Source organism: Sphingobium sp. SG1, from assembly GCF_057063145.1.
The window spans coordinates 25,141-51,502 of sequence record NZ_JBVVOJ010000017.1 but is presented as its reverse complement, the minus strand read 5'-3'; the positions used below and the strand labels follow the sequence as shown (position 1 = coordinate 51,502).

General features: G+C 66.1%; 25 protein-coding genes. 14 read left to right on the top strand and 11 right to left on the bottom strand.

Going from position 1 to position 26,362, the window contains the following annotated elements; translation table 11 throughout:
• From AC0KVN_RS23410 to AC0KVN_RS23395, 4 genes are all read right to left on the bottom strand, one after another.
• The gene (locus AC0KVN_RS23410; protein ID WP_435567436.1) at window positions 1-4,206 is read right to left on the bottom strand and encodes a translocation/assembly module TamB domain-containing protein; all 4,206 of its coding nucleotides are present in this window, start codon (window positions 4,204-4,206) and stop codon (window positions 1-3) included.
• Window positions 4,206-6,224 (bottom strand): autotransporter assembly complex protein TamA, encoded by a 2,019-nt coding sequence (locus tag AC0KVN_RS23405; RefSeq protein WP_435567435.1) that lies wholly within the window; start codon window positions 6,222-6,224, stop codon window positions 4,206-4,208. The genes AC0KVN_RS23410 and AC0KVN_RS23405 overlap by 1 nt, the downstream gene beginning before the upstream one ends.
• 128 nt (window positions 6,225-6,352) lie before the next feature.
• Window positions 6,353-6,823, bottom strand: a complete 471-nt coding sequence (locus AC0KVN_RS23400; RefSeq protein WP_010337951.1) for a DUF1465 family protein — start codon at window positions 6,821-6,823, stop codon at window positions 6,353-6,355.
• A gap of 120 nt (window positions 6,824-6,943) precedes the next feature.
• Window positions 6,944-7,123, bottom strand: a complete 180-nt coding sequence (locus tag AC0KVN_RS23395) for a YdcH family protein (RefSeq protein ID WP_037492086.1) — start codon at window positions 7,121-7,123, stop codon at window positions 6,944-6,946.
• A 186-nt stretch (window positions 7,124-7,309) separates the two neighbouring features.
• On the opposite strand from AC0KVN_RS23395, the gene AC0KVN_RS23390 reads away from it, so the two are divergent.
• Complete coding sequence (locus AC0KVN_RS23390) at window positions 7,310-7,468, top strand: YdcH family protein (RefSeq protein WP_010337949.1); 159 nt, start codon at window positions 7,310-7,312, stop codon at window positions 7,466-7,468.
• Between the two features lie 293 nt (window positions 7,469-7,761).
• On the opposite strand, the gene AC0KVN_RS23385 is transcribed toward AC0KVN_RS23390, so the two are convergent.
• The 3 genes from AC0KVN_RS23385 to AC0KVN_RS23375 form a co-directional block, all read right to left on the bottom strand.
• A complete protein-coding gene (locus tag AC0KVN_RS23385) occupies window positions 7,762-8,130 on the bottom strand; it encodes a PilZ domain-containing protein (protein WP_004211402.1) in 369 nt (122 codons plus the stop codon).
• A gap of 59 nt (window positions 8,131-8,189) precedes the next feature.
• A complete protein-coding gene (dksA, locus tag AC0KVN_RS23380) occupies window positions 8,190-8,654 on the bottom strand; it encodes an RNA polymerase-binding protein DksA (protein WP_004211401.1) in 465 nt (154 codons plus the stop codon).
• A gap of 520 nt (window positions 8,655-9,174) precedes the next feature.
• Complete coding sequence (locus tag AC0KVN_RS23375) at window positions 9,175-9,783, bottom strand: hypothetical protein (RefSeq protein WP_435567434.1); 609 nt, start codon at window positions 9,781-9,783, stop codon at window positions 9,175-9,177.
• A 49-nt stretch (window positions 9,784-9,832) separates the two neighbouring features.
• On the opposite strand from AC0KVN_RS23375, the gene AC0KVN_RS23370 reads away from it, so the two are divergent.
• Window positions 9,833-9,967, top strand: coding sequence for a hypothetical protein (locus AC0KVN_RS23370; RefSeq protein WP_017501572.1), 135 nt, complete (start codon window positions 9,833-9,835; stop codon window positions 9,965-9,967).
• Between the two features lie 72 nt (window positions 9,968-10,039).
• On the opposite strand, the gene AC0KVN_RS23365 is transcribed toward AC0KVN_RS23370, so the two are convergent.
• A complete protein-coding gene (locus tag AC0KVN_RS23365; protein ID WP_483656410.1) occupies window positions 10,040-10,480 on the bottom strand; it encodes a host attachment family protein in 441 nt (146 codons plus the stop codon).
• Between the two features lie 88 nt (window positions 10,481-10,568).
• Here AC0KVN_RS23365 and serS point away from each other — a divergent pair, with 88 nt between their 5' ends.
• From serS to rimO, 6 genes are all read left to right on the top strand, one after another.
• Window positions 10,569-11,846, top strand: a complete 1,278-nt coding sequence (serS, locus tag AC0KVN_RS23360; protein WP_435567433.1) for a serine--tRNA ligase — start codon at window positions 10,569-10,571, stop codon at window positions 11,844-11,846.
• A gap of 28 nt (window positions 11,847-11,874) precedes the next feature.
• Window positions 11,875-12,639, top strand: coding sequence for a 5'/3'-nucleotidase SurE (gene surE, locus AC0KVN_RS23355; protein ID WP_483656409.1), 765 nt, complete (start codon window positions 11,875-11,877; stop codon window positions 12,637-12,639).
• A 23-nt stretch (window positions 12,640-12,662) separates the two neighbouring features.
• Window positions 12,663-13,802 (top strand): peptidoglycan DD-metalloendopeptidase family protein, encoded by a 1,140-nt coding sequence (locus tag AC0KVN_RS23350; protein WP_435567431.1) that lies wholly within the window; start codon window positions 12,663-12,665, stop codon window positions 13,800-13,802.
• Complete coding sequence (locus tag AC0KVN_RS23345; RefSeq protein ID WP_435567430.1) at window positions 13,799-14,857, top strand: potassium channel family protein; 1,059 nt, start codon at window positions 13,799-13,801, stop codon at window positions 14,855-14,857. Before AC0KVN_RS23350 ends, AC0KVN_RS23345 begins: the two co-directional genes overlap by 4 nt.
• 155 nt (window positions 14,858-15,012) lie before the next feature.
• Window positions 15,013-17,841, top strand: a complete 2,829-nt coding sequence (locus tag AC0KVN_RS23340) for a TonB-dependent receptor domain-containing protein (protein WP_435567429.1) — start codon at window positions 15,013-15,015, stop codon at window positions 17,839-17,841.
• Between the two features lie 94 nt (window positions 17,842-17,935).
• Window positions 17,936-19,318 carry a 30S ribosomal protein S12 methylthiotransferase RimO gene (gene rimO / locus AC0KVN_RS23335; RefSeq protein WP_435567428.1) on the top strand — a complete coding sequence of 461 codons (1,383 nt, stop codon included), beginning with the start codon at window positions 17,936-17,938 and terminating at the stop codon, window positions 19,316-19,318.
• A gap of 72 nt (window positions 19,319-19,390) precedes the next feature.
• Here rimO and AC0KVN_RS23330 read toward each other — a convergent pair whose 3' ends face one another.
• Entirely contained in the window at window positions 19,391-20,239 is an 849-nt protein-coding gene (locus tag AC0KVN_RS23330; RefSeq protein WP_435567427.1) for a DUF4163 domain-containing protein, read from the bottom strand.
• Complete coding sequence (locus AC0KVN_RS23325; RefSeq protein WP_004211387.1) at window positions 20,239-20,439, bottom strand: hypothetical protein; 201 nt, start codon at window positions 20,437-20,439, stop codon at window positions 20,239-20,241. The genes AC0KVN_RS23330 and AC0KVN_RS23325 overlap by 1 nt, the downstream gene beginning before the upstream one ends.
• Window positions 20,440-20,594: 155 nt before the next feature.
• On the opposite strand from AC0KVN_RS23325, the gene AC0KVN_RS23320 reads away from it, so the two are divergent.
• The 4 genes from AC0KVN_RS23320 to argC all read left to right on the top strand — a co-directional run bounded on the left by AC0KVN_RS23320 (window position 20,595) and on the right by argC (window position 24,271).
• Window positions 20,595-21,992, top strand: a complete 1,398-nt coding sequence (locus tag AC0KVN_RS23320; protein ID WP_435567445.1) for a leucyl aminopeptidase family protein — start codon at window positions 20,595-20,597, stop codon at window positions 21,990-21,992.
• 62 nt (window positions 21,993-22,054) lie between these two features.
• Window positions 22,055-22,462, top strand: coding sequence for a MarR family transcriptional regulator (locus AC0KVN_RS23315; protein ID WP_004211384.1), 408 nt, complete (start codon window positions 22,055-22,057; stop codon window positions 22,460-22,462).
• Window positions 22,422-23,330, top strand: coding sequence for a C40 family peptidase (locus tag AC0KVN_RS23310; RefSeq protein ID WP_435567426.1), 909 nt, complete (start codon window positions 22,422-22,424; stop codon window positions 23,328-23,330). The genes AC0KVN_RS23315 and AC0KVN_RS23310 overlap by 41 nt, the downstream gene beginning before the upstream one ends.
• Window positions 23,327-24,271: an N-acetyl-gamma-glutamyl-phosphate reductase gene (argC, locus tag AC0KVN_RS23305; RefSeq protein ID WP_435567425.1), complete on the top strand. Its 945-nt coding sequence runs from the start codon at window positions 23,327-23,329 to the stop codon at window positions 24,269-24,271. Before AC0KVN_RS23310 ends, argC begins: the two co-directional genes overlap by 4 nt.
• A gap of 71 nt (window positions 24,272-24,342) precedes the next feature.
• Here argC and AC0KVN_RS23300 read toward each other — a convergent pair whose 3' ends face one another.
• Entirely contained in the window at window positions 24,343-24,546 is a 204-nt protein-coding gene (locus AC0KVN_RS23300) for a hypothetical protein (RefSeq protein WP_004211380.1), read from the bottom strand.
• 230 nt (window positions 24,547-24,776) lie between these two features.
• Between AC0KVN_RS23300 and AC0KVN_RS23295 the strand changes: the two genes are divergently transcribed.
• Both AC0KVN_RS23295 and AC0KVN_RS23290 read left to right on the top strand, forming a co-directional pair.
• On the top strand, window positions 24,777-24,947 hold the full coding sequence (locus tag AC0KVN_RS23295) for a hypothetical protein (RefSeq protein WP_010337933.1): 171 nt from the start codon (window positions 24,777-24,779) through the stop codon (window positions 24,945-24,947).
• A gap of 61 nt (window positions 24,948-25,008) precedes the next feature.
• Window positions 25,009-26,337, top strand: coding sequence for a PQQ-dependent sugar dehydrogenase (locus tag AC0KVN_RS23290; RefSeq protein WP_010337932.1), 1,329 nt, complete (start codon window positions 25,009-25,011; stop codon window positions 26,335-26,337).
• The last annotated feature ends 25 nt before the right edge of the window (window positions 26,338-26,362 follow it).

Genomic DNA, 26,362 nt, shown 5'->3' with positions numbered 1-26,362 from the left:
TCAATAATCCTTGGAAATACGCAGGTTGGCGCTCTGGCGGCCGAGGGTGGAAATGGCGCCTAGCAGGGACAGCCAGCGTGTCACCTGATATTCCATCCGGGTGGCGCTATAGCCCTGCCCGTCGCTGATCAGTTCGACATAGGTCTTGCGGGTCAGATATTTGCCGGCGGCGAGCGAGGTGCCCTGCCCCTGGGTCGGATCGGCCGCGATGATGCGCAGACGATCCAGGCCCGCCGCCTTGCGCACCGCATTGATCGGATCAAGCCCGCCCTCGCCCTGGAGCGAGCCGACCGCCGAGGCGAGCTGGAGCGCTTCGGGCGCGGACAGGTTGGTGATCGAGGTGCCGAACAGGATGCGCGAGAGCAGTTCGTCCTGCGGCAGCGAGGGCACGGAGTTGAAGCTGATGTCGGGCTTGAGGCCGGTGCCGCCGACATGGATGGTGGCGGTGAGGTCGCTGACGTCCGCCTCCGCATCGATGTCGAGGGTCGGGTTAACCGGGGTCTTGCCGTCGAACTGGATGCGCCCCTCGCGCAGTTCGAAGCGGCGGCCGGCAAATTCATAATTGCCGCGCACCAGTTCGGCCCGGCCAGCGATCGCCGGATTGGTGACGGTGCCGCCAATGTTGAGATCGGCGCGCCATTCGCTGTCGAGGCCAAGGCCGGTCACGGTCAGGCGATTGCGCGCCCGCGCCTTGACCGCCATGGTCCAGGGCTCGGCCGCGCGGGGGCGTTCGATCTCCTCGCCGCGCCGATTGATCTCGATCACCTTGAGTTCGGGGATTTGGGCGACGGCGGCGGCGCGGCCCATGGTGAAGCGGCTCCTGTTGAGGGTGACGTCGCCGCCAATCTCGCCGCCCTTGCCGTCGGAGCGGATGGTGAGCGGGCCGGTGACGGTGGCGGCGATATCGTCACGCTCCAGCAGCGCGGCATTGTCCGCCTGGAAGGCGAGGTCCATGCCGACGCCGCCAATGCCGTTGAAGGTGAAATTGCCGGTGCCGGTCACGCTGCCGCCATTCTGGGCATTGGCGGTGAAGCTGGAGAAGACCAGTTGCGCCCCGGCGAAACGGGCGCGCGCCTTGACGTTGCGCAGGCGCATGCCGGTGACCGGGCTGTTGAGCGCGGCATTGTCGGTCGCGAGCGAACCGGTGATGACCGGATCGGCAAGCGTGCCATGCGCGTCGGCGGTGACGCTGACCGGGCCGGCAATGTCGACAATCTCAACGCCAGTGAGGCGCCAGAGCGTGTCGGCGGTGCCGTTGAAGCGGAGTTGCGCGATCAGCGGCGCACCGTTGAGCCGTTCGACCAGGCTGCCGGTCGAAATGAGCGGGGTGAGCAGCGCCTGGCCACGGCCAATGGTCTGGCCATCGGCGACGAAGACCATGCGGGTGGCGAGCCGGTCGAGGGTCAGCACGGCGTTGACGCCGACATCGACCGGGCGGGAACTGAGGGACAGGCCCGAGCGGGACAGGCCACGGATGCGCAGTTCCGCCTTGCCGGTCGGCAGGCCGCCGCGCGGACGGCTGTAACTCAAGGTGCCGGTGGCCATGCCGCCCAGCCCCAGATTGTCATAGGCGATGTCGAGCAGGGCGAGCGGCATCTTCTGCGCGCGCGCCTCGATCCGGGTGGTTTCGCCGCCCAGTTCGCCCGCCAGTTGCAGCGTGCCGCCGGCATAGCTGATGGTCGCGGGCGAAAGGCGCCAGCCATCCTCGGCTCGGGTGAAGAGCGCCGCGCGGGTCAGGCGGATCGGCCGCTTGTCGATCGTGCCGCTGGCCGACAGGCGGACGCGGTCGAGATCGACCTGCGCCTCGCCCTTGAGGTCGAACAGGCGGCCGCGCTGGCCCGAGAGATTGCCCGAGACCTTGCCGCGCCCGTCGACCAGCGCGGCGGTGGCGTCGAGCCGGCCGAGCAGCATGCCGCCGACGCGCAGCCCGCGTGCCTGGGCGGTGGCGTTGATCGAGGTGCCGTCGGGATCGAGCAGGATGGTGGCGTCGAGCGAGCCGCGCCGCACGGCGATGGTCGAAGGGCCGTCGAAGCTGGCATCATTGGCGTCGAGATCGAGCTTCAACTGCTGGATGCCGCCGACCGGCTGGAAGCCTATCGTGCCGCTGACCGGGCCGGCGACCAGCAACTGGCCGTCCAGCCCGCCGGTGACCGGGCGGATGTCGCCGCTGGCGGTGACGCCCGAGACCGCGATGCGCGCGACGCGGACCACCGCCTGACCGCCGGGCGGCAGCAAGATGCGGCCTTCCCCGGTGAACGGGCCGAGCGTCGATCCGCCATTGGCAGTGAAGCTGTAATTGCCGTCGGCACCGGGCAGAAATTCGCCGCGCACATCGCGCAGGCCGAGCGCATCCATCGGCCGCGCCAGCTGGACATGGACGATCGGCCGGTCGATCTTGCCATCGAGCACGACATTGACCGGGCCATATTGCTTGTGGCTGCCATTGCCTTCGAGATGGACGGTGCCGTCGCGGTGGCGCACGCCCTTGGCATTGAGGCTGATGAGCGGCGCGTCGAGCTTCATGTTGGAGAAGCCGATCTCGCCGCCGGGCAGCAGGGCGAGCGCGCTGCGGACCGTGGGCAGGCCGCCGCCCAGCCCCTTGAGAAAGGCATTGTCGAGCCGGCGGACCTTGGCCACGGCATTGCCCGACAGGCCGAAGGCGCCATTGGCGCCGGGGGCCGCACGCAGTTTCGACTCCAGATCGACGATGCCGAGACCGCGGATGAAGAGACCGCTGATCCGGCCGTCGATGCCGACATCATAGCGGCCGCTCTTGAGGTCGGCCATGACCAGCAGCTTGCCGTTCAGGCGGTCCGACCGGAAGGGCATGGGGTTGCTGACGATCTGCTGCCCCTTGAGTTGCAGCACGCCGTCGAGCGCGAAATTGCGGACGATGCCGGCGACCAGATCGCCCTGCCCGTCAAGACTGCGGGCGCGCAGCCGGACCGGCAGCAGGATCGGCCCGCTTTTCGCCTGGCGCCCCTTGCCGTCGATGCGGACATCGTTGATCTGGGTTTTGCCGAAGGCGAGCTGGCGCGCGGTGAGCAGATATTCATAGCCGAAGCCGGCGAACGGACCATCGAGCCGGACCTTCGCCACCACGTCGCGGCCGCGCATATCCTTGAGCAGCGCTTCGGGCCGGGCGAGGTTCATGTCGACGCGCAGATTGTCGAAGGCGTTGTTGCGCAGGTCGATGGCGCCGTCGGCGACCATGTCGATCGCGGCCGAGCGCAGCGTGAGCCTGCCATCGACCACCCGGTCGGCGAGCGTGCCCTGGGCGCCGATGGTCAGGCGCGGTGAGGCGAGGCGCGGCAGCAGGCCCTTGCCGGGAATGGCGCTGCCCTCGATCGTGCCCTGGATCGTGTAGGCGCCGCTGCGCGCACCGAGTTTCAGGTCGGCGACGGGATTGCCGGCCAGGGTGGCGGCGAGGCGCCCATCCCATCGGGTCCAGCGGCCCTTGCCGCTGATGCGCAGATTGCCGTCCTGATTGAGGCCGGCCATCGCCGCCAGCACGCCGCCCCTGGGCGCATTGACGGTGACCGCCAGGTTGAACCGGTCATCGTCGGGTCGGCTGTCGAGCGTGAGGTTCAGCGCATCCTCCGCGCCGATGACGCGGGCCGACAGGTCGATGATCGCACGGCCGCCGCGAATGTCCGCATCACCCGACAGGGTCGCCAGTTCGACCTTGCCAGTGACGGCGGGCGCGACCGTCAGCCGATCGACCGAGAATTGCATCAGACGGATGTCGAAGCCCGGCAGGATCGGCCCCTGCCGCTCGCTGGGATTGAGCTTTGGCAGTTTGTGCAGGGTCGCCTGCGGGATCACCAGCCGATCGATGTCGAGCCGGTTGGAGAGCCAGGCGAAGGGCCACCAGTCCAGTTCCACCCGCGGCGCGTCGAAGAAGCGGCCCTTGGGATCGGACAGGACGAGGCCGCGCAGCACCGCCTTGCGATAGATGCTGCCCTCGATCCGGTCGACATGGATGCGCAGGCCCGAGGGCGGGCTGACGGCGGCGATGCGCGAGACGAGGAAGCGGTGGCCGGGCGCGCTGTCGAGCCAGGCCAGCGTCGCCACCACGACCAGCAGCGCGAGCGCCAGTGCGCCCGCCAGCCAGCGCTGCCAGCGCCCGTCCCAGGCACGGCGGCGCGGCGGCGCTGCGGGTGGCGGCGGCACGGGCGGCTGGCTATCGGGCGGCGGCATGGCCATCAGAAGGCCTGCCCCAGCGAGACATAGACGGCGACCTTGGCATCGCCCGGCTGCGGATTGATCGGCGTGCCGACATCGACGCGGATCGGGCCGAAGCTGCTATAATAGCGCACGCCCAGCCCGGTGCCGACGCGCAGGTCGCGGAAGCGCGGCAGGAAGGTGGTGGAGATATTGCCCGCGTCGAGGAAGGGGACGACGCCGAAATTGCCGAAGCGGATGCGCGCCTCGGCCGAAAATTCGATGAGGCTCTTGCCGCCGACCGGATCATCGTCCGGGCCGTAGCGCGGGCCGATCGCCTGATAGCCATAGCCGCGCACCGACGCGCCGCCGCCGGCATAGAAACGCCGCGACGGCGCGATGCGATCGACGGTGGAGCCGAGGATGGTGCCAAGCCGGGTGCGCCCGGCGAGCACGACACGATCATTGATCGGCTGATAGGCGCTGGCGTCGACCTGCGCCTTGGCATAGCCGAACGTCGAACCCTGAAAGGAGAGTTCGGGGCTGAGGCGGCCGCCGAGGCGGAAACCCTTGCTGGGGTTGAGCAGGTCGTCGCTGCCATCATAGGTCAGGCTGAGCGGCACCGCGCCGATGAAGAAGGTACGGCGGCTGCCGCCGGAAAAGGCGTCCGCTTCGTCCGAGGCGATGAGTTCGGCGCCGACGCGCCAGACCCAATGCTTCTGGAACAGGATGTTGGTCTGCCGCTCCAGCCCGCCCGACAAGGTGATGGTGCGCGCGTCATAGGCGTCGCGGCGGATATTGCTGTAGGAGACGAGGCCCGTCAGCACATGGTCGCGCTCGCGGAAATTGTTGCGGCGATAGGTCGCCTGCGCCGTCTGTTCCTGGGTGCCGAGCACGCCGCGCAGGGTGAGCGACCCTTCGGGCGGGAAGAGATTGCGATGCTGCCAGCTGACTTCCGCGCGATAGCCTTCGCCCGTGCCATAGCCCAGTTCGCCCGCAATGGTGCGCATCGGCGCCGGGCGCAGATCTACATCCAGGTCGACATGTTCGCCATCGCCCGCATCCTTCGGCGTCAGCGTGACGGACGAGACGAGGCCGGTGGTGACGATGGCGCGGCGCAGATCCTCCACATCGGTGGCGCGGTAGGTTTCGCCGGGTTCGAACCGGGCCATGCGCTGGAGATGGCGGGCGCTGAACACATCATCATTGTCGAGCAATATCTGGCCGAAGCTGCGATAGCCGCCGGGCGTGACGATGATGTCGAGATCGCCATTGCGCGCTTCATGGTCGATCCGCACTTCGGGTTCGTCCACCCTGGCAAAGGGATAGCCATTTTCGCCCAGCGCCGTCGCCAGCGCGGTCTGGCCCGCAAGGATGCGGTCGGCGTTGATCGGATCGCCCGACTTCATCGTGAAGGCGCCGCGCAGCGTCTCCTCCCGCGGGCCGGTTTCGGCGAGGCCGGCAATCTCCACCGTGTCGAGGACATAAAGCGGCCCCGGCGTGACATCGAAGATGACGGACAGCTTGTCGCTGCCGGCCGGCGGCGGCGCGACGCTGCCGCGCACCCGCGCGGCATAATAGCCATCGGCGCGCAGCAGCCGGTCGAGCAGGTCGCTGTCTTCCTTCACCCGGCGGTTGATCTGGGCAAGGTTGGCGGCCTTCCCCTCCGACTGGTGCAGCACCGAGAGACTGTCGAAGCGGGTCGTGATCTGATTGTCGCCGATCGCCTCGATACCGCGCAGGGTGACGCCATATTTGCGCTCCTCCCCGGCGTCGGTGAAGGTGACGACCTCCTCGGCCGGGCCGGTATCGGCGGCGGCGTCGGCCTGCTGCGCCAGCTCGTCGGGGGTGTCGGGTTCGCTGGCCGCAACCGGATCCTCCGGCAGTGGGGCGACCGTATCGGGCTGGCCCATGTCGGGCCAGTCGATGCCGATGTCGGGCATGGCATCGAGCGATGCGGAGGGATCGACCGGCGGGCTGGCGGGATCGGCAGCGGGATCAGGCGCAGGCTGGGCCGCCTGCGCGAACGCAGTGCCGGCAGTGCAAAGCGCCAGGGACAAGAGACATAGCCCTGCGGCGCGCGGATCAACGGGAAAGCGGCGCCCTGTCCGCAAGCCATGGGTCATGCGACCGGTCTAGACCAAGTCGGGGCGATTATGCCAGCCAAGAGATGGCGATGGCCCATTGGTCAGAAGGCAGTGTTGAGCCGATCCATGAGTGCGCGGGCCGGACTGTCGGCCAGCGGCGCGTCCGGCGACAGCATCCGTTCCTCCAGCCGCGCGACCCGACCATAAAGCTCCTGGCTCGCCTCGATCAGCGAACGGGCGGCGAAGGGGAAGTCGCCGGCAATGCCCGGATCGGTGGCGGTGGCGCGGCCGAGCCGATATTTCTCATCGGCCACGTCCGCATCGCCAATCTCGCCACGCTGCCAGGCACGCTGGCTGAGCAGCCAGGCGATGATGTGCATCAGCCGGGTCGTGACCTTGAGCGATTCACAGGCGAAGGACACGCGGCGCAGGGGATCGTCGGCGGCAAACTGCCCGGCCTCGTCCGCGTCGAAATAGGAGCGCGCCTCATCCGCCATCACCATCGCCTCCATATAGAGGCCATCGACAAGGCGGCGATGAAGGCCGGGATCAAGGGCGGCTGCGTTGCGCATAGGCCTAGCTGACATATCGCGATGCGATTGTCAGGGCCGTGGATGGCGCCGGAAGCCCGCCTGTCCCATTTGGGATCGCTTTATGCCGCAGTCCCGCAATTTTGCGACGCGGCGGACGCATCAGGCGATGATGTCCGGGACCAGCGCATCTTCGAGCGCGACGATCTCGTCCCGCAGCCGCAGCTTGCGCTTCTTGAGGCGCGCGACCTGCATCTGGTCGCCCACCCCGCCGTCGACCAGCGCCGCGATCGCGGCGTCGAGATCGCGATGCTCGACCCGCAGCAGCTCCAACCGGCGCATAATGTCTTCGCGGCTCACCAAGCCCCCGCCTTCCGAACCCAACATAGCCTCTCCTGATAGCCCGGCGCGGGCGCGCGGGCCATCGCAATTTTACCGACAGCCCATCGCAAAGCGCGAATCATCGCGAGACAGGTCCGCCGAATCATGATCTACTTCGTCATCCATCACCCTCGTAAGGAGAATGTCATGGAAAATTCCCACGTTTCAGCTCTTTCCGCAAAGCATGCCGGGCTCGAAGCCCGGATCAAGGCCGAGTCGAGTCGGCCGATGCCCGACGACATCCTCGTCGCCTCGCTGAAGAAGCAGAAATTGCGGGTCAAGGAAGAGATGCAGGGCCGACATTAAGCCCGTTCCGCACGGAAAAGGCCGGGGCCGGATCACCGGACCGGCCATTTTCCTGCCAGCGGGACACAGAGCATCGATCCAGCCGGAACCCCGGCCAGATTTTCGACATAGTGCGACGGATGACGCCTAGCCAGGGAAGATGACCTGGCGATGACAGGCGTTCAGCGTGGCGGTCTTCGACTAACGCTCGCCCCAAGTGGAGGCGTCGCGGCGACATGGAACAGGCCGCATATGAAAAAGCCCCGCGCGGCGAACCGGCGGGGCCTTTTGCCAACCCATTTACATCATCGATATCAACGGCGCGTGATCGTCGCCGAACGCAGATAGTCCGGCAACGCCTGCCGCGACACACCGTTGGCGACCGGCTTGCGCGCCAGTTGCGGATCGATCGGCGCGTCGAAGGCGAAGCCGATCTTGTCATCGCGCGACCAGGCGACAGCCCCCTCGACCAGGCCAACACCGCGCAGTTCGAGACGAAGACGCGTGCCCGCCGGAATGGCGCGTTCGCAATCTGCCATCAGGCCGGTGGCCGACAGATTGCGCACGCGCGCCTTACCCAGATCGACGCCATCGATCGTACTGAGACTGGTGAGCAGGAACAGGCTGTCGCGCGGCGCGGAACGAGCCGGTCCCCGATCAGAATTTCCCGTTTCCTTGTCCATGACTATTCCCGCAAAATGACACTTGGCCAACAGGATAGTCATGCGACGTGGAGAAAGGGTTAATCGTCGCGGGAGACTTTTTCCTGACGCTCGTGCCGCTCCTGCGCCTCGACCGTCATGGTCGCGATCGGACGGGCTTCCAGCCGGCCCAGCGAGATCGGCTCGCCGGTGACTTCGCAATAGCCATATTCGCCTTCATCGATACGGCGGAGCGCCGCGTCGATCTTGGAGATCAGCTTGCGCTGGCGGTCGCGGGTGCGCAGCTCGATCGACCAGTCGGTCTCGCTCGACGCGCGGTCGTTGAGGTCAGGTTCGCGCAGCGGTTCATTCTGCAGCACGGCGAGCGTGCCTTCCGCTTCGGACAGGATCTGTTTCTTCCAGTCCCAGAGACGCTGCCGGAAATATTCCTGCTGCAGGGGGTTCATGAATTCTTCGTCAGCCGACGGACGATAATCGTCCGGGAGTGTTACGGTCGATTTTGGCGGCTTCACACCGTCTTTATCGGAATTCAGTACCGATGCCATCTGGCTCTCCGACTCGAGAGGCCCCGGCGCTGTAAGTTCCGGGCGCCCATGACTTTTGTTTGAGCGGGCCTCATAGCCACCGCGACGAGGCGATACAAGCGGACAATGCGCACTCCGGCGCATCCCCTAGGCCAGCTGACGCACCCGGAACGGACAGCGCGACTCCATCAGGGTTTTCCCCGATCTCGCCATCCGGATGTTCATGCAGCCCATCCTTAACGTTCCACAATGACACGTTAACCATTGCAGTTGACTCAAACGCCCGGTTTTTCGGACCTTTTACGGCGCAAAGATGGTTAATGCCCTTGCAGTTAACGCTTTATTTTGCGTTGGTATGCAGTAGGGAATGGCAGGGTTCACGCTACGGAAGGGTCCGATGGCGCGAATGGGTAAACAGGACTAGAGAAGATCCTATGTCGGTTCGGATGGCTTTGGCAAAATTGTGCGCCTGCACTTGTGGCGGCGCCATCATTGGCGGGGGCGCCGTCCATGTGGCGGAAAATGCGCGTCCGGCAACGGTCTACAGCACCAAGAGTGTGAAGGCCAAGCCGCGCCAGCGCGTCCTGGCCACGGCCAAGCGCCCGCCGGCCAAGAAGCCCGACCCGATCCGCGTGACCGTGACCACGCCGTCGCCACCCATCCCCCTGCCCCCGCCGCCGGTGCAGGCCGCCTTGCCGCTGATGGCTGGCGGACCAACGCCGACTCCCGCCCCTGTTGGTGGCAGCAGCGGCTTTGGCGGCAGCAGCGGCTTCATCGGCGGTTTCTTTGGCGGCGGCAGCAGTGGTGGCGGCACGGTGGTGATCTCCACCACCGGTTCGACAGGCTCAACGGGCTCGAGCGGCTCCAACTCGCCCACGCCGCCGACATCTACGACCAGCGGTTCAGATTCGCCCACCCCGCCGACGTCCACCTCCAGCGGCACGACGTCGACAACGACGACCTCGACGTCGACCTCCACATCGACTTCGACGTCCACATCGACTTCGACCTCTTCCTCGTCGGGTGCGACATCGACCTCGACGTCCAGTTCGACCTCAACCGGATCGTCGAGCTTCGGCAGCACGTCGTCGAGCAGCTCGACCAGCAGTTCGACGTCGACCTCGACATCATCGGGCACCTCTTCGGGCACGCCGCCGCCTCCCGCGCCGCCGCCGCCGACCGATGTGCCGGCGCCGCCGATGGTGTTGCTGTTCGGTGCCGGTGCCGCCGCGCTGCTGATGCGCAAGCGCCTGGCCGATCGCAATACGGAGCTGTCCATCGAGGGCCATGGCCCGGCCAAGCCGATCCCGATCATCCGTACCGGCAATATCTGAGCCGGCACTGTCCGAGAACCAAAAAGGGCGGCCTTGGGGCCGCCCTTTTCTTTTACCGACAGGATTTCCCGCTCAACTGCGGGCGATGATCTTCTCGATCTCACCGACCGGATGATTGGCCAGATCCTTGGCGATCTCGCCGACCAGCCGGTCCTGCACTTCCTTGTGATAATGTTTGCGCATCTCGCCCAATGCCGTGGGCGGGGCGACGATGATCAGCTTCTCATAATCCTGAGCAAAGGCGCGGCGCTTGAGCAGGTCGGCCGCCTCCGCCGCGAAGCGCGCCTCCTCCAGTTCGTGGAAGTCGGTCTGTTCCATGCTGCTGCGATGGCTGCCAACCGAACTGAAGGCGCGGCCGGGCGCGTCCGATGCCTGGTCCCGGTCGGCCGGATTATCCTGAACCTTCATCTCTTCCGCCTCCAGCTGGGGAAAGGCGCGGTCGCCCTTGTTGCGGAAGAAGAGCAATTTGCGCCCGTCCGCCACCAGCACCATCGCATCATGATCGATCTGCATCGCCTTCTCCTTCATTTTGTGGATGCATCACCAACGGGCGAAGGCGCACAGGGTTGCGTGGCCTCGTTCGCGGCGGCATAGGGCAGCGATGCACGACATCCGCTTCATCCGCGAAAATCCCGCCGCTTTCGACGCCGCCCTGGCGCGCCGTGGCCTGGCCCCGCTGTCCGCCGACATATTGGCGCTGGACGAGAAGAGCCGCGCGCTCAAGACGGAACTGCAGCAGGGGCAGGCCCGCCGCAACGAGGCGAGCAAGGCGATCGGCCAGGCGATGGCGGCCAAGGACATGGCCAAGGCCGAGGCGCTGAAGGCCGAGGTCGCGGCGCTGAAGGAAGGCACGCCGGCGCTGGAAGCCGAAGAGGCCGAGGTCGGTGCAGCGCTCAATGCGATGCTCGCAGCGATCCCCAACCTGCCCGCCGACGATGTGCCGCAGGGTGCGGATGAAGCCGGCAATGTCGAACTGAGCCGCTGGGGCAATATCCGCGAGTTCGATTTCGAGCCGCAGGACCATGCCGATTTCGGCCCGGCACTGGGGCTGGATTTCGAGGGTGGCGCGGCGCTGTCGGGCGCGCGCTTCACCGCATTGCGTGGCCAGATGGCGCGGCTGCACCGCGCGCTGGCGCAATATATGCTCGACACCCAGACGGGCACCAACGGCTATGAGGAAACCAATCCGCCGCTGCTGGTGCGCGACGAGGCGCTGTTCGGCACCGGCCAGTTGCCCAAATTCGCCGAGGATCTGTTCCGCACCACCGATGGCCGCTGGCTGATCCCGACCGCCGAAGTGTCGCTGACCAATCTGGTCGCCGAGCAGATCGTGCCGACCGACGCGCTACCGGTGCGGCTGACCGCACTGACCCCCTGTTTCCGGTCCGAGGCCGGATCGGCCGGGCGCGACACGCGCGGCTTCATCCGCCAGCATCAGTTCGAGAAGGTCGAGCTGGTCGCGATCTGCGCGCCCGAGGAATCGGACGCCGAGCATGAGCGGATGGTGCAGGCGGCCGAGGGCATTTTGCAGGCGTTGAACCTGCCCTATCGCAAGATGCTGCTGTGCAGCGGCGACATGGGCTTTGGCGCGCGCAAGACCTATGACCTGGAAGTCTGGCTGCCGAGCCAGGCGACCTATCGCGAGATCAGCTCCGTCTCCAACTGCGGCGATTTCCAGGCGCGGCGGATGAACGCCCGCTACAAGCCGGAGGGAGAGAAGGCGACGCGCTTCCTCCATACCCTCAACGGATCGGGCCTGGCGGTCGGTCGCACGCTGGTCGCGGTGCTGGAAAATTACCAGCAGGCCGATGGCAGCGTGATCGTGCCCGAGGTGCTGACGCCCTATATGGGCGGCATCACCAAGCTGGAGCCGCGATAAGAAACGGCCTCAAGCAAGGGAACGGGCGATGCGCATCCTCCTCACCAATGACGATGGCGTCCATGCGCCGGGGCTGAAGGTGCTGGAGGCGATCGCCCGCACCCTGTCCGACGATATCTGGATCGTCGCGCCCAGCGAGGGACAGTCGGGCGCGGGCCACAGCCTGACGCTGACCCGCCCGCTGCGCATCCGCAAGCATGGCGAGAAGCATTTTAGCGTCACCGGTACGCCGACCGACGCGGTGATGATGGCGGTCGGCCATCTGATGAAGGACGCGAAACCGGACCTGGTCCTGTCGGGCGTCAATCGCGGCGCCAACCTGGCCGAGGACGTGACCTATTCAGGCACCGTCGCCGCCGCGATGGAGGGCGCGATATCGGGCATAAAGTCGATCGCGCTGAGCCAGGTCTATGCCCGCGAGGCGATGGCCGACGCGGTGCCCTTTGCCGCCGCCGAAGCCTGGGGCGAGCGGGTGCTGCGCCCGCTGATCGCGATGCCGGCCAGCCCGCGCCTGCTGTTCAACGTCAATTTCCCCGCGATCGACCCGGACAGGGTCAAGGGCGTGCGCGTGGTGCGGCAGGGGTTCCATGACATCGACCGGACCAAGATCATCGAGGGCACCGATCCGCGCGGCTATCGCTATTACTGGTTTGGCCTGGGACGGAGCGATTCCGCGCCCGAGGGGACCGATCTGGCGGCCATCGCAGAAGACTATATCGCGGTGACGCCGCTTCATTATGACCTGACGCAGGATGGCGCGCTGGCGGCGACGGCGCAGGCATTTTCGGACTGACTTACGCTCCGGGGGGAGACCATATGGCTGGACATTCAAGGGGGCGGCGCTGGCTGCCCATGGCGCCGCTGCCGCTGCTGCTGGCGGGTTGTATCCCTGCCCCGGTGCAGGACAGCGCGCCCTATGCCGCACCCTTGCCCCCGGCCCAGCCGGCGCCCGCCATTCCGCCATCGCCCAGCATGCCGCCGCAGCCGGCCCAGCGCCCCTCGTCCGAACCGCAGATGATCGAGCGCAAGCCGGTCTGGACCGCGCAGCGGGTGACGGCGAACGCCCGGACGGTGTCCGCCAGCACCTATAGCGTGCAGCCGGGCGACACGCTGCGCGGCATCGGCAACCGCACCGGCGCGGGGTCGGACGCAATCGCGCGGGCCAATGGGCTGGCGCCGCCCTATGCGCTGCAACCGGGGCAGAACCTGTCGATCCCCGGCGGGCGCTATCATGCGGTGGCGGAGGGGGAGACCGGCATCGCCATCGCCGTGGCCTATGGCGTGCGCTGGAGCGACATTGTCGACATCAATGGCCTGACCGAACCCTATGTGCTGCGGCGCGGCCAGCGACTGTTGCTGCCCGGCGGCGAGATACCGGCTGCCCCCGTTGCGGTACAACCCTCACGCCAGTCCGCCACCAGCATGGAGCAGCGCGCCGCCGCCTTCCGCATCGACATTGACGATGTGCTGACCGGCGGTCAGCCGGCCATCGCGGAGGAGAAGCCGCGCACGGTGGCCAAGGCCCAGCCCCGCCCCCTGCCCTCCAATGTGCCGATCGCCCAGCCCGGCGGCTTTTCCGGCCAATTCGCCTGGCCGCTCAAGGGCAATATAATCTCGCGCTTCGGCCCCGGCGAAAGCGGCGCGAAGAATAACGGCATCGACATTGCCGCGCCGATCGGCACGCCGATCCGCACGGCAGCGGACGGCGTCGTCGCCTATGCGGGCGACAGCATCGCGGTATTCGGCGGCCTCATCCTCATCACCCATGGCAGCGGCTGGGTCAGCGCCTATGGCCATGCCAACCGGATCGACGTGGTGCGCGGGCAGAAGGTGACGAAGGGCCAGGTGATTGGCCTCAGCGGTGACACAGGCTATGCCAGCAAGCCGAAGCTGCATTTCGAGCTGCGCAAGGACCGGGTGCCGATCAATCCGATGACCCAGATGCCCACCCCATGAAGATCGCGCCGCCGCCTTCGGCATCGCCCATGGCCGGCTTTCTGCGGCGGCGATCGGCGCTGCCGGTCTGGGCGGACCTCGCCTGGCGGGTGGTGTTGGTCTTTGGCCTGATCGCGATCGTGCTGGCGCTCCACTGGGTCGGGCGCGATGGTCTCAAGGACAATTATGATGACCAGATAAGCTTCATCGACGTGCTCTATTTCACCACGGTCACCGTCACCACGGTCGGCTATGGCGATATCGTGCCGGTCTCGCCCGAAGCGCGCCTATTCGAATCCATCTTCGTCACGCCGATCCGGCTGTTCGTCTGGATCATTTTCCTGGGCACCGCCTATAATCTCTTCTTCCGCAACATCCTCTACAGGTGGCGCATGGCACGCATTCAGGCCGATCTGCACAATCATATCGTCGTCACCGGTTTCGGCACCAGCGGCCAGGAGGCGGTGAACGAACTGCTGGCGCGTGGCACCGACCCGCGCGAGATCGTGGTGATCGACGGCAGCGAAAAGGCGCTGGACCATGCCGAAGCCTTGGGCTGCAACGTGCTGTGCGGCGACAGCACGCGCGACAAGACGCTGAAGGACGTGGCCATCCACCGTGCCCGCACGATGATCGTGTCGGCCGGGAGCGACGACACGTCGATCCTGATTACGCTCACTGCGCGCCATCTGGCGCCGCGCCTGCCGATCAGCATTGTCGTGCGCAACGAGGATAATGAAGTGCCCGCCCGCCAGGCCGGCGCCACCACGGTTATCAACCCGGTCAGCTTTGCCGGGCTGCTGCTGGCCGGCAGCACCAGCGGCAAGCATATCGCCGACTATATGGCCGATCTCGCCGCCTCGGGCGGCCGGGTGAAGCTGCACGAACGACCGGTCCTGCCGCAGGAAATCGGCCAGCCCCTGTCCGCGATCGGCACCGGGCTTGGCGTGCGCATCTATCGCGGCGACCATCCGATCGGCTTCTGGGAGGAAGGCGCGCGAGCGCTCCAGACCGGCGACTGCATCATCGAGATCGTGGAAGAAACCGGCGCCACGCCCCGCCCCGACGATCAATAGGTTCAAATCAGCGACAGACCGAACATGTTTGTTGCGTCACAGCAACATAAGGCAAAATTCGTGCTACCAACGGTGCAGCGCAGCATGCGACCAATTGCCTTGCTGTCATAGAATGGCAACACTCCCCCTCAGGTCTGATTTTTGAGGGGTAGAATATGCGCTTGAAAAATGTCCTGAAAACCGGCGTCCTGCTGTCCGCCTTCCTTTATAATGCACCGTCTTTCGCACAATCTGCCGCGCCGCAGGCCGAGGATGCCGGGGCTATCATCGTCACCGGATCGCGCATCCGCCAGAGCCCGCTGGACCAGGACAAGCCGATCGTCACGGTCGATCAGGAAGCGATCGCGCGGACCGGCCTTTCCTCCATCGCCGACGTGCTGCAGCGCATCCCGAGCGCCGGCGGCGGCCTCAACACCAAGGTCAACAATGCCGGCAATATCGGCGGTCCGCCCGACGGTACCGGCGTCAGCTCCGGCTCGGCCGAAATCGACCTGCGTTACCTGGGCGCCAAGCGCACGCTGATCCTGGTCGACGGCATGCGCTATGTGAACGGGTCGGCGGCCGGCGGCATTCCCGCATCGGTCGACTTGAACTCCATCCCCGCCAGCATGATCGAACGGGTCGAGGTGCTGCAGTCGGGCGCCTCCCCGCTCTATGGCTCCGACGCGGTTGCCGGCGTCGTCAACATCATCACCAAACAGTCGCAGAAGGGGCTCGACCTGTCCGCCCAGTTCGGCACCTATGAACAGGGCGATGGCGAAACCTATGACCTCAACGCCAGCTATGGCCTGCAGTCCGATCGGGTGTCGATCGTATTTGGCGGCAATTATGTGAAGCAGCAGAGCGTCCGCACCGCCGATCGTTCCATCTCCCGCTTCCCCAATCCGGGCCAGACGAACTGCGCCGACCCGATCGGCGGCTGTTCCGGTGCGACGCCCAACGGCCGCTTCATGATCGGCGACGAGGATCTGACTCTGATCGCGCCGGTCAGCGGTCGCCCGACCTATCCGGGGGACTTCAAGAATTTCACCTCCGCCGACCGCTATAATTTTGCGCCGGAAAATTATCTGCTGACGCCATCGGAACGCTATGGCGGCTTCCTCAACGCCAAGTTCGAATTTTCCGACAATGTCAGCCTGCGCACGCGGCTGGTCTATCAGCATCGCAGTTCGACCACCCAGGCCGCGCCGCTGCCGCTGTTCGTCGGTCCGGATGCGGGCAACGGCAATCTGCTCGACACGATCAGCATCGATGCGACCAACCCCTATAATCCGTTCGGCTTCACCTTGTCGTCGGGCGCCAATGGCGAGCCGGCGACCTATTCGCTGATCGCCCGTCGCTTCGTCGAGGGCGGCCCGCGCATCTTCAGCCAGGATGTCGATACCTTCACCATGCAATCGACGCTCGAAGGCTCCTTCGGGGTCGGCGACAAGACATGGTATTGGGACGTCAACGGCATGTATGGCAGCAATGACGCGCATCAGGTGTTCACCGGCAACCTGAACGCCGCCAAGCTGGCCCAGGCGCTGGGGCCGGTCGCGGGCTGCACCGGCGATTGCGTGCCGTTCAACATCTTCGGCGGCGCGGGTTCCATCACCCAGGCCATGCTCGACTATGTGACCTTCGACCAGAAGGATCGCAGCACGCAGGAATTGTGGGACGCCACCGCCAACCTGTCGGGCGAATTGTTCGACCTGCCGGGCGGCGCGGTCGGCTTCGCCGTCGGCTACGAGCATCGCAACCAGCGCGCCAGCTACACCCCCGACCCGATCATCACGGCGGGCCTGGGCGCCGACGTACCGACCAGTCCGGCGGCGGGCAGCTTCAATGTCGATGAGGTCTATGGCGAAATCCGCATTCCGTTGCTTGCGGACAAGCCTTTCTTCCAGAAGCTGGAACTGGACGGCGCGGTGCGCCATTCCAACTATAGCAGCTTTGGCAGCAACACGACCTTCACCGTGTCGGGCCTGTGGAAGCCGGTCAGCGACCTGCTGTTGCGCGGCGGCTATGCCGAAAGCCTGCGTGCGCCGAGCATCGGCGAAATGTATGCCGGCCGGTCGCGCACCGACCAGACGATCAACGACCCCTGCACCAGCGCGAACGGCGGCTCCTTCCAGACCAACGCCACCGTGCGCGCCAATTGCATCGCCAATGGCGTGCCGGCCGATGGCAGCTATGACGAGCCGACCGGTGGCCAGTTGGGCGTCTTTTCCAGCGGCTCGACCAACCTGAAACCGGAAACCGCCAAGACCTGGACCGCCGGCATGGTCTACAGCCCGGCCTGGGCACGCAACGGCTTTGCCAGCGCGCTCAGCCTTGAGGTCAATTATTATAATATCCGCCTCAAGAACGCGATCGACTCGGTGCCTGCGACGCTGACCCTGCGCCGCTGCGCCTTCGATGCCGATCCGGTCAGTTGCGCCTCGATCAGCCGCACGCCCAGCGGTCTGGTCGCCGGCATCGACGCCACGCTGCAGAATCTCAACGCCATCAACACCGACGGCATCGACGGATCTTTGATCTATCGCTCCAAGCCGGTGGGCGAAGGCACGGTCGGCCTGACGGTCAACGCCGCCTATCTGCTGAGCTATGACATCAAGGCCCCGGCCGAGCTCAATGCACCGACCATCAAATGCGCCGGCACCGAACGCTGCGGTTCGGTCGACCAGGCCTATCCTCGCTTCAAGGCGACCACCACGCTCGACTATTCGGCCGACGCCTGGGGCGTTTCCTTCACCGGCCGCTATATCAGCAAGGTGACGGAGAGCGACGGCCATGTCATGGGATCGACCTTCTATGGCGACATGCAGGCCTATTTTTCGCCGGCCTGGCTCGACCATCGCACCCGGTTGACGATCGGCGTCAACAATATCTTCGACAAGGATCCGCCGGCCTGCTTCACCTGCGACAGCGCCAATTTCGATCCGACCACCTATGATGTGCCGGGCCAGTTCGGTTACATCCGCCTGTCCTACAAGATGTAACGGATCAAGGGCTTAGCTAGAACGAAGGGCGCGTCCATTTGGGCGCGCCCTTTGTCTTTTCGGCACCCCCGTGACATTTGGCGCAAAAATCCCTATGTGCGCGCCGATCATGGCAACCAAAATCCCAGACGCGCCGAAGATCGGCATGGTTTCGCTCGGCTGTCCGAAGAACCTGGTCGACTCCGAACGTATCCTGACCAAGCTGCGTTCCGACGGCTATCAGATGTCCGCCGACTATGCCGGCGCCGACGTCGTGCTGGTCAACACCTGCGGCTTCCTCGATTCCGCCAAGGAAGAATCGCTCGAGGCGATCGGCGAGGCCATGGCCGAAAATGGCCGCGTCATCGTGACCGGTTGCATGGGTGACGAGGCGGACGTGATCCGCGCGAAATTCCCGCAGGTGCTGGCCGTCACCGGCGCGCATCAATATGAGCAGGTGGTCAATGCGGTGCATGACGCATCGCCGCCCATCCCCAACGCCTTTGTCGACCTGGTGCCCGAAGGCGGCCTCAAGCTCACCCCGCGTCACTACAGCTATCTCAAGATTTCAGAAGGCTGCAACCATCGCTGCTCCTTCTGCATCATCCCCTCGATCCGCGGCGACCTGGTGTCGCGGCGCATCGACGCGGTGCTGCGCGAGGCGGAAAAGCTGGTCGCGGCCGGCACCAAGGAGTTGCTGGTCATCAGCCAGGACACCTCGGCCTATGGCGTCGACACCCGCCACGAACCGCGCATGTGGAAGGGCCGCGAGGTCCGCGCCCATATGACCGATATGGCACGCGAACTGGGCCAGTTGCGCACGGCGGACGGCGTCGCCCCCTGGGTCCGCCTCCACTATGTCTATCCCTATCCCCATGTCGACCATGTCATCCCGCTGATGGCCGAGGGGCTGCTGACGCCCTATCTCGACATTCCCTTCCAGCATGCTTCGCCGAGCGTGCTGAAGGCGATGAAGCGCCCGGCCAACGAAGCCAAGGTGCTGGATCGCATCCGCAAGTGGCGCGACATCTGCCCCGACATCGCGATCCGCTCCAGCTTCGTCGTCGGCTTCCCCGGCGAGACCGAGGCAGACTTCCAGTATCTGCTCGACTGGCTGGAAGAAGCGCAGCTCGACCGCGTCGGCGCCTTCCGCTTCGAGCCGGTCGAAGGCGCAGCCGCCAATGACCTGCCGGGCGCCGTGCCCGACGAGGTCAAGGAAGAACGCTATCAGCGGATCATGGAAAAGACCGCCGCGATCAGCGCCGCCAAGCTGCAGGCGAAGGTCGGCCGGGTCATGCCGGTGATTATCGACGAGGTCGGCGAGCCGGACGAGGAGGATGGCAGCATCGGCGCGACCGCGCGCAGCCAGGCCGACGCACCGGAAATCGACGGCAATGTCTTCCTGCGCGACGTCGGCGAAGGCCGCAAGGCGGGCGACATGTTCGACGTGCTGATCGAGGATGCCGACGATCACGACCTGTACGGCGTGCCGGCCTGAACAGGATCGTCATTGCGAGCGCAGCGACGCAATCCATGGATTGCCGCGGCGCTTCGCGCCTCGCAATGACGGCTATTCTCGGGGCCTGACGAACGCGTCCTGATATTCGGTCTTGATCGCCTTGTAGATCGCCGCGTCGACCGGCAGCTTGATGTCATAGCTGCCCTCGGCATAGGGGCCGGCGCCATAGGGGCCGATCGTCACCTGGATGCCGTCGATCAACTTGCCGTCGCGCGATGTCGGCGCCAGCACCTGCTTCATCGGATCGATGCATTTGGTGAAGTCGTCATCGCCCGGCACCACCGGTGCGCCGCGCTTTTCCGCCCGCGCTTGGTCCAGCGCCTTGCAGAAACTGTCATGGATCGCCGTCGCGAACGTTGCTTCGGAGGTCAGCAGCGCGCCGAAATCGGTCTCGCGCCGCCGCTCCCTGTCCCACAGCAGCGCTTCATAGCCGGTCATGCCATGGGCGCCGCCGGTATACATGTAATTGGCGGATTCGAGCGCCAGGAAGCGCGGCGTGTCCGCCATCACGCTCCAGCGCGTCTCGCGGCTGTGGGCGTGGAAAGGAAAGCCTGCTTTCCTGGCCGAATCCCGGTCCTGCGTCGCCATCTTGAGCGCATCGGCCTTGTTCTCGGCCATGGCGCGTGCGAAGCGATCGACCAGCGTCGGGATCGCCGCCGCCTGCGCCGGATAGGCATAGAGAAATTCCAGCAGTTCGGTCTTGTCCGACTGCTCGAATGGTTTGGCGGGTGGGGCAGCGGGTCGCGTGGTGCCGGCCATGCGGTCGACAAAGGCGCGCATCGTCGCATTGGCGGGCATGTTGCCGCCGGGCGTGTCGTCCTCAGTCGATTTCGAGCAGCCGGACAGCAACAGGGCTGCGAGCAGCGGCCCCGTCGTCCCGTTCCCCCACCCTGCCCGCATCAGTGCGGCTTGGCCGTCAGGCAGCGTTCGCTGATCGCCTTGCGCGCATAGTCGCCGGCGAGCGCGCGATGGATGTTGGGCCAGCCTTCGGCCACCAGCGCCTGTTCGACCGCATGGGCGTTGGCGAACTGGCCGCTTTCGGCCAGCGCATAGGCGCGGGCGCGCAGCGCCTGCAGGCCGCTATTGTCGGAACGGATCATGGCTACTCTCCTTGTCGTCTGTTATGATCTGGAACCTAGGCACTCGGGCCACAATAGGCAAATGCCCTGACGGCCGGCCGGGTTTCCATCGGGATGAAAGAAGTGACAAAAAATGGCCCGTTCCCATGGGCCGCGCTTTCTCCTACATCCTGTGCATGACCGAATTTGCCGACCTGCTCAAAGCCGATAATGGCCAGCCCGCCCGTTCCATCCAGCTGATCGAAGCGGCCGAGCTGGATGCCTGGTTCACCGCCCAACCCGAGCGGGTCCGTGCCCTGATCAGCGCCCAGAAATTCCACGCCAAGCCGAACGAGCATGCGATCATCCCCGGCGAGGGGCAGAGCGACTGGTCGGTCGTGGCCGGAGTGGTCAAGCGCGACGCGCTGGGTAGCTGGTGCCTGGCCAGATTGGCCGAGAGCCTGCCCGAAGGCAGCTACCGCCTGGCCGAGGGCAGCACCGGCGCGGCGGCGCTGGGCTGGCTGACGGCGCAATATCGGTTCGAACGCTATCGCAAGGATGAAGGCGCGGCCGGGCCGCGCGTGCTGCTGACCGGCGACGTCGCCCGGATCGAGGCGATCGTGCAGCAGGCCGAGGCGGTAGCGCTGGTCCGCGACCTAGTGAACACGCCGGCCGCCGACATGGGGCCGCAGGACCTGGAGGATGCCGTGCGCCAGCTGGCGCAGGCCCATGGCGGCGAGGTGCAGGTGACGCGCGGCGACGCGCTGGAGCAGGGTTTCCCGATGATCCACGCCGTCGGCAAGGCGGCGGACAAGGGCTTTGCCCCGCGCCTCATCGAAATGAGCTGGGGCGACCCCGCCGCGCCGCGCATTGCCGTGATCGGCAAGGGCATCTGCTTCGACAGCGGCGGCCTCGACATCAAACCGTCGTCGGGCATGCGCCTGATGAAGAAGGATATGGGCGGCGCGGCCCATGCGATCGCGCTGGCCCGGCTGATCATCGGCGCGCGCCTGCCAGTGCGGCTGCATCTGCTCGTGCCGACCGCCGAAAATGCCATCAGCGGCAATGCCTTCCGCCCCGGCGACATATTGCGCAGCCGGCAGGGGCTGACCGTGGAGATCGGCAATACCGACGCCGAAGGACGGCTGGTGCTGGGCGACGCGCTGACCCGCGCGGGTGAGGAAAAGCCCGAACTGATCGTGGACTTCGCGACCCTGACCGGCGCGGCGCGCGTCGCCGTCGGCCCGGACCTGCCCGCGCTGTTCACCAATGACGAGGCACTGGCGAGCGACATCGCGGCGGCCGGCACGGCGGTCGACGACCCGACCTGGCGCCTGCCGCTGTGGGACGGTTATTATGACATGCTGAAGTCCGACATTGCCGACATGAACAATGCCGGCGAAGGCGGCTTTGCCGGCGCGGTGACCGCCGCCCTGTTCCTGCAGCGCTTCGTGCCGGAGGGCACGGCCTGGATCCACCTCGACACCTTCGCCTGGCGACCGGCGGCCCGTCCGGGCCGGCCCAAGGGCGGCGAGGCCCTGGGCCTGCGCGCAGTCTTCCGCCTGCTCCAGCAACGCTATGACGGCGCGCGATAGTCAAACTGCAATATCCTGCGATCCGTTACGCAACCGGATTGGCTATCATGCGTTAGGGGGGCATGAACGCGCTCGCTTCCCCGCAACAGGCCGCCCAGATCGACCGCCCCGGCATACAGCCGCTCAGCCAGTGGATGCGGACCCTGGTCGATTATGTGCGATCGGGGAAACCCGACCTCACCAACCGCCAGATGGCCCTGATGCTGACCGTCTATATCGGCGATGGCCCGCATACGGTCCGTGGTCTTGCTGAACAACTCCATGTGTCCAAGCCGGTCATCACCCGCGCGCTGAACAAGCTTTCAGCGCTCGGCTATCTCCGACGAGAGCGGGATGCGGCCGATCGGCGCAATATTTTCATCACCCGCACGTCGAAGGGCGCGGAATTCCTTGACGCCTTTCACCATTTCATCGCAGGAACCGCGCGCGATGACAGGCCAGATCAACACCACGCGGAACGCACCGCCTGAAAGAACCCGGTTCAAGCTGGACGGCAGATCCGTAGCGCTCGACCACCGCGTCCATGCGGCGCGTGGCGACCTTGCGGACATCTCGCTCGCCGGCGTGCTCTTTTCCGCCCATTATGCCCGCGCGGTCGAACTGACCTGCGTGGCGCCCGGCGCGCCGATCCTGTCCCAACCCTCGCACAATGCCGAGGCGGTCAGCGAATTGCTGCGCGGCGAAAGCTTCCATGCGCTCGACGTCACGACCGACTGGGCCTGGGGCTTTTGCGGGCATGACGGCTATGTCGGCTATATCCGCCGCGACGCGCTGGACGTGAAGGAAGCGGTCAGCCACCGCATCATCAACCAGAGCGCGCCGCTGTTCAGCCGCGCGGACATCAAGGCGCCAATCGCCGATCACTGGCCGCTGGGCGCCCGCTTCGGCGGCGAGGCCGAGGACAACTTCCTCACGACCGGCGACGGCTTCATCCATGGCCGCCATGCCGCCCCGCTCGACTCGCCGGAAAGCGACTGGGTCGCGGTGGCGCAGCGCTATCTGGGCCAGCCCTATGTCTGGGGCGGCCGTGGCCATCGCGGCATCGACTGTTCGGGGCTGGTGCAGGTTGCGCTGGGCGAATGCGGCATCGCCGTGCCACGCGACACCGACCTGCAATGCGAGGGCATTGGCGCGCCGATCGAGGCGAGCGCGCCGTTGCAGCGCGGCGACCTGGTCTTCTTCCCCGGCCATGTCGGGATCATGACCGACGCCACCCATATGCTGCACGCCAACGCCCATTGGATGGCCGTGGTGGTCGAGTCGCTGGCCGATGTCGTCGCCCGGCTGGCGCCCGACCATGAACAGCCGATCATCGCGCGGCGGAGGATTGCCCCATGACCACGAAGATTTTCATCGACGGCGGCCATGGCACCACCGGCATCGAGATTGCCGATCGCCTGGCCGACCGGCCCGAACTGTCGCTGATCACGGTCGATGAAAAGGATCGCCGCAACATGGCGGCCCGGCGCGACGCGCTGAACGCGGCCGATATCGTGATCCTGTGCCTGCCCGACGATGCCGCGCGCGAATCCGTGTCGATGATCGACAATGACCGCACCCGCGTGATCGACGCATCGACCGCGCACCGCGTCGCCGACGGCTGGACCTATGGCTTCCCCGAACTGGAGCCGGGCCATCGCGAGCGACTGGCCAACAGCCGCTTCGTCGCCAATCCCGGCTGCTGGCCGACCGGTTTTCTGGGTCTGGTCCGTCCGCTGGTGCTGGCCGGCCTACTGCCGGCCGACTGGCCGGTGACGGTATCGGGCGCGTCGGGCTATTCGGGTGGCGGCAAGGCAATGATCGCCGAATATGAGGGCGCCGATGGCGCGCCGACCGCCTTCCGCGCCTATGGCCTTAGCCTGGCGCACAAGCATGTGCCGGAAATGACCCGCTATGCGGGTCTGGCCCATCCGCCGCTGTTCGCGCCGGCCGTCGCCAATGCCTATCGCGGCATGCTGGTGGAAGTGCCGCTGCAGCTGCGCGCCATGCCCGGCACGCCATCGCCGGCGGACATCCATGCCGCGCTGGCCGCCGCCTATGAAGGATCGCCGATCGTCAGCGTGACGCCCTTGGCCGACAGCAGCGCCATGGCACAGATTGAGGTCGAGCATGTCGGCGCGACCGATCGCCTGTCTCTGTCGGTGTTCGGCAATGCGCAGAGCGGACAGGCCCGCCTGGTCGCCACGCTCGACAATCTGGGCAAGGGTGCGGCGGGTGCCGCCGTGCAGAATCTCAATATCCTGGCCGGCCTGCCGGAAACCGCCGGCCTGCGGCTCTAAAACGCCTTCAGCCAGACAGCAAAAAGGGCCGGCGCGTTCCATGACGCTCCGGCCCTTTTGCGTTCAGAAGATCAGTGGATCGTGCCGAGCGGCTGGTGATGAGCGAGCAGCACGATCAGCCGCTCGATCTGGCGCCAGTGGCAGAAATGGATGTGGTTGCCGAGGTCACGGCTGCGATCGGCCCGCGCCGCCGCCTCATAGCCGGCATTGGCGCCGAAGGTCGCGATCAGTTCCGTCGCATCCTCATAGCTCTTTCGATCCGAAAGATATGGCATGTGCATGCGACCCCCGATTTTTGCGCGCCCTTTCCCCTCCCCTATCAACCCCCATGCCAGTTTGGCGCTTTGGCGCAGCAGGCCGATGACGAGGGTGAACGGCCGGTTAGCCAAGTCCCGCAGCGGGACAGGCGCGCCATTTCGGGACGCGAGCCGTTCCGATCCAGGACAGGGGAGACGCGGGCGACAAGCGACTGGCCATGGGCGGCGGGCCATGGCAAGGATGGGCCATGAACAAGGCGAAGAATCCGACCGGCGCGGGCGCCATCATCGCATTGCTGATCATGGCCGGGGCGATCGGCGGCGGCCTGCTGGGCCAGCCCAGCATCGGCCTGCTGGTCGGCACCGGGGCCGGCATCCTGATCGCCCTGCTGCTGTGGCTGCGCGAACGAAAGGCTTAACTAACCACCCGCGCAACGGAGCGCCTTGCCGGGCGTCGCATCGCCGCATAGATGTGGCGACATGAAGAAGCATTTCATCGCCATCCCCCTCGTCGCGCTGGTCATTGCCGGCGGCGCCTTCCTCTATTTCGCGCAGGGCGACACGGCCCAGTTGCCGGCCGGCGCCGATGTCGGCCGGGAACCGCGCTTCACCACGCCGCGCAACGAGTTCTTCCCGACGGTCAACATCGCCGAAGTGAAGCCGTGGAAAGCTGGCGAGAAGCCGGTCGCCGCCAAGGGGCTGGTGGTCGAGCGCTTCGCCGAGGGGCTGACCCATCCGCGATCGCTGCTGCGCCTGCCCAATGGCGACATATTGACGGCAGAGACCAACAGCCAGCCCCGCCCGCAGACCGGCATCGTCAGCCGCGTGATGAATTTCCTGATGAACAAGGCCGGCGCCGGCGTCCCCTCGCCCGACCGCATCAGCCTGCTGCGCGACACCGATGGCGATGGCAAGGCGGACACCAAGACGGTGTTCCTGAGCGGCCTCTATTCGCCCTATGGCATGGCGCTGATCGGCGACACCCTCTATGTCGCGAACACCAATGCGCTGATGGCCTTCCCCTATAAGGAAGGCGAGACCAAGATCAGCGACAAGGGTCGCAAGATCCTGAACCTGCCCGCCCAGGCGCCGAACATGCACTGGACCCGCAGTCTGACCGTCGGCCCCAACGGGCTGCTCTATGTCGGCGTCGGATCGAACAGCAATATCGGCGAAAATGGCCTGGAAAGCGAAGCGAACCGCGCCGCCGTGCTGGAGGTCAATCCCAAGACCGGCGACTATCGCATCTATGCGTCGGGCCTGCGCAATCCGGTCGGCCTGGCGTTCGAACCCAGGAGCGGCGTGCTATGGGGCGTGGTCAATGAGCGCGACATGCTGGGCGGCGACCTGGTTCCCGACTATCTGACCCGCGTCGAATTCGGTGCCTTCTATGGCTGGCCGTGGAATTACTGGGGCGGCTATGAGGATCGCCGGGTCCAGCCGCAGCGGCCGGAAATCCGCGAATATACCAAGCGTCCCGACTATGCGCTGGGCAACCATGTCGCGCCGCTGGGCCTCAGTTTCTCCAAGGATGCGCAGCTTGGCGCCGCTTATGGCAATGGCGCCTTTGTCGGCCTGCATGGCAGCTGGAACCGCAAGCCGGCCGCCGGCTACAAGGTCGTGTTCATTCCGTTCGAAGATAATGGCGAAGTCGGCAAGGCCAAGCCGACCGACGTGCTGACCGGCTTCCTCGACGCGCAGGGCGCGGCGCGTGGACGCCCGGTCGACGTGACCGTGGACGCCAAGGGCGCACTGCTGGTGGCGGACGATGTCGGCGGTGTCGTCTGGCGGGTGACCCGCGCACAATAATCTTGGGCGCCCGGCCCAATCGTCG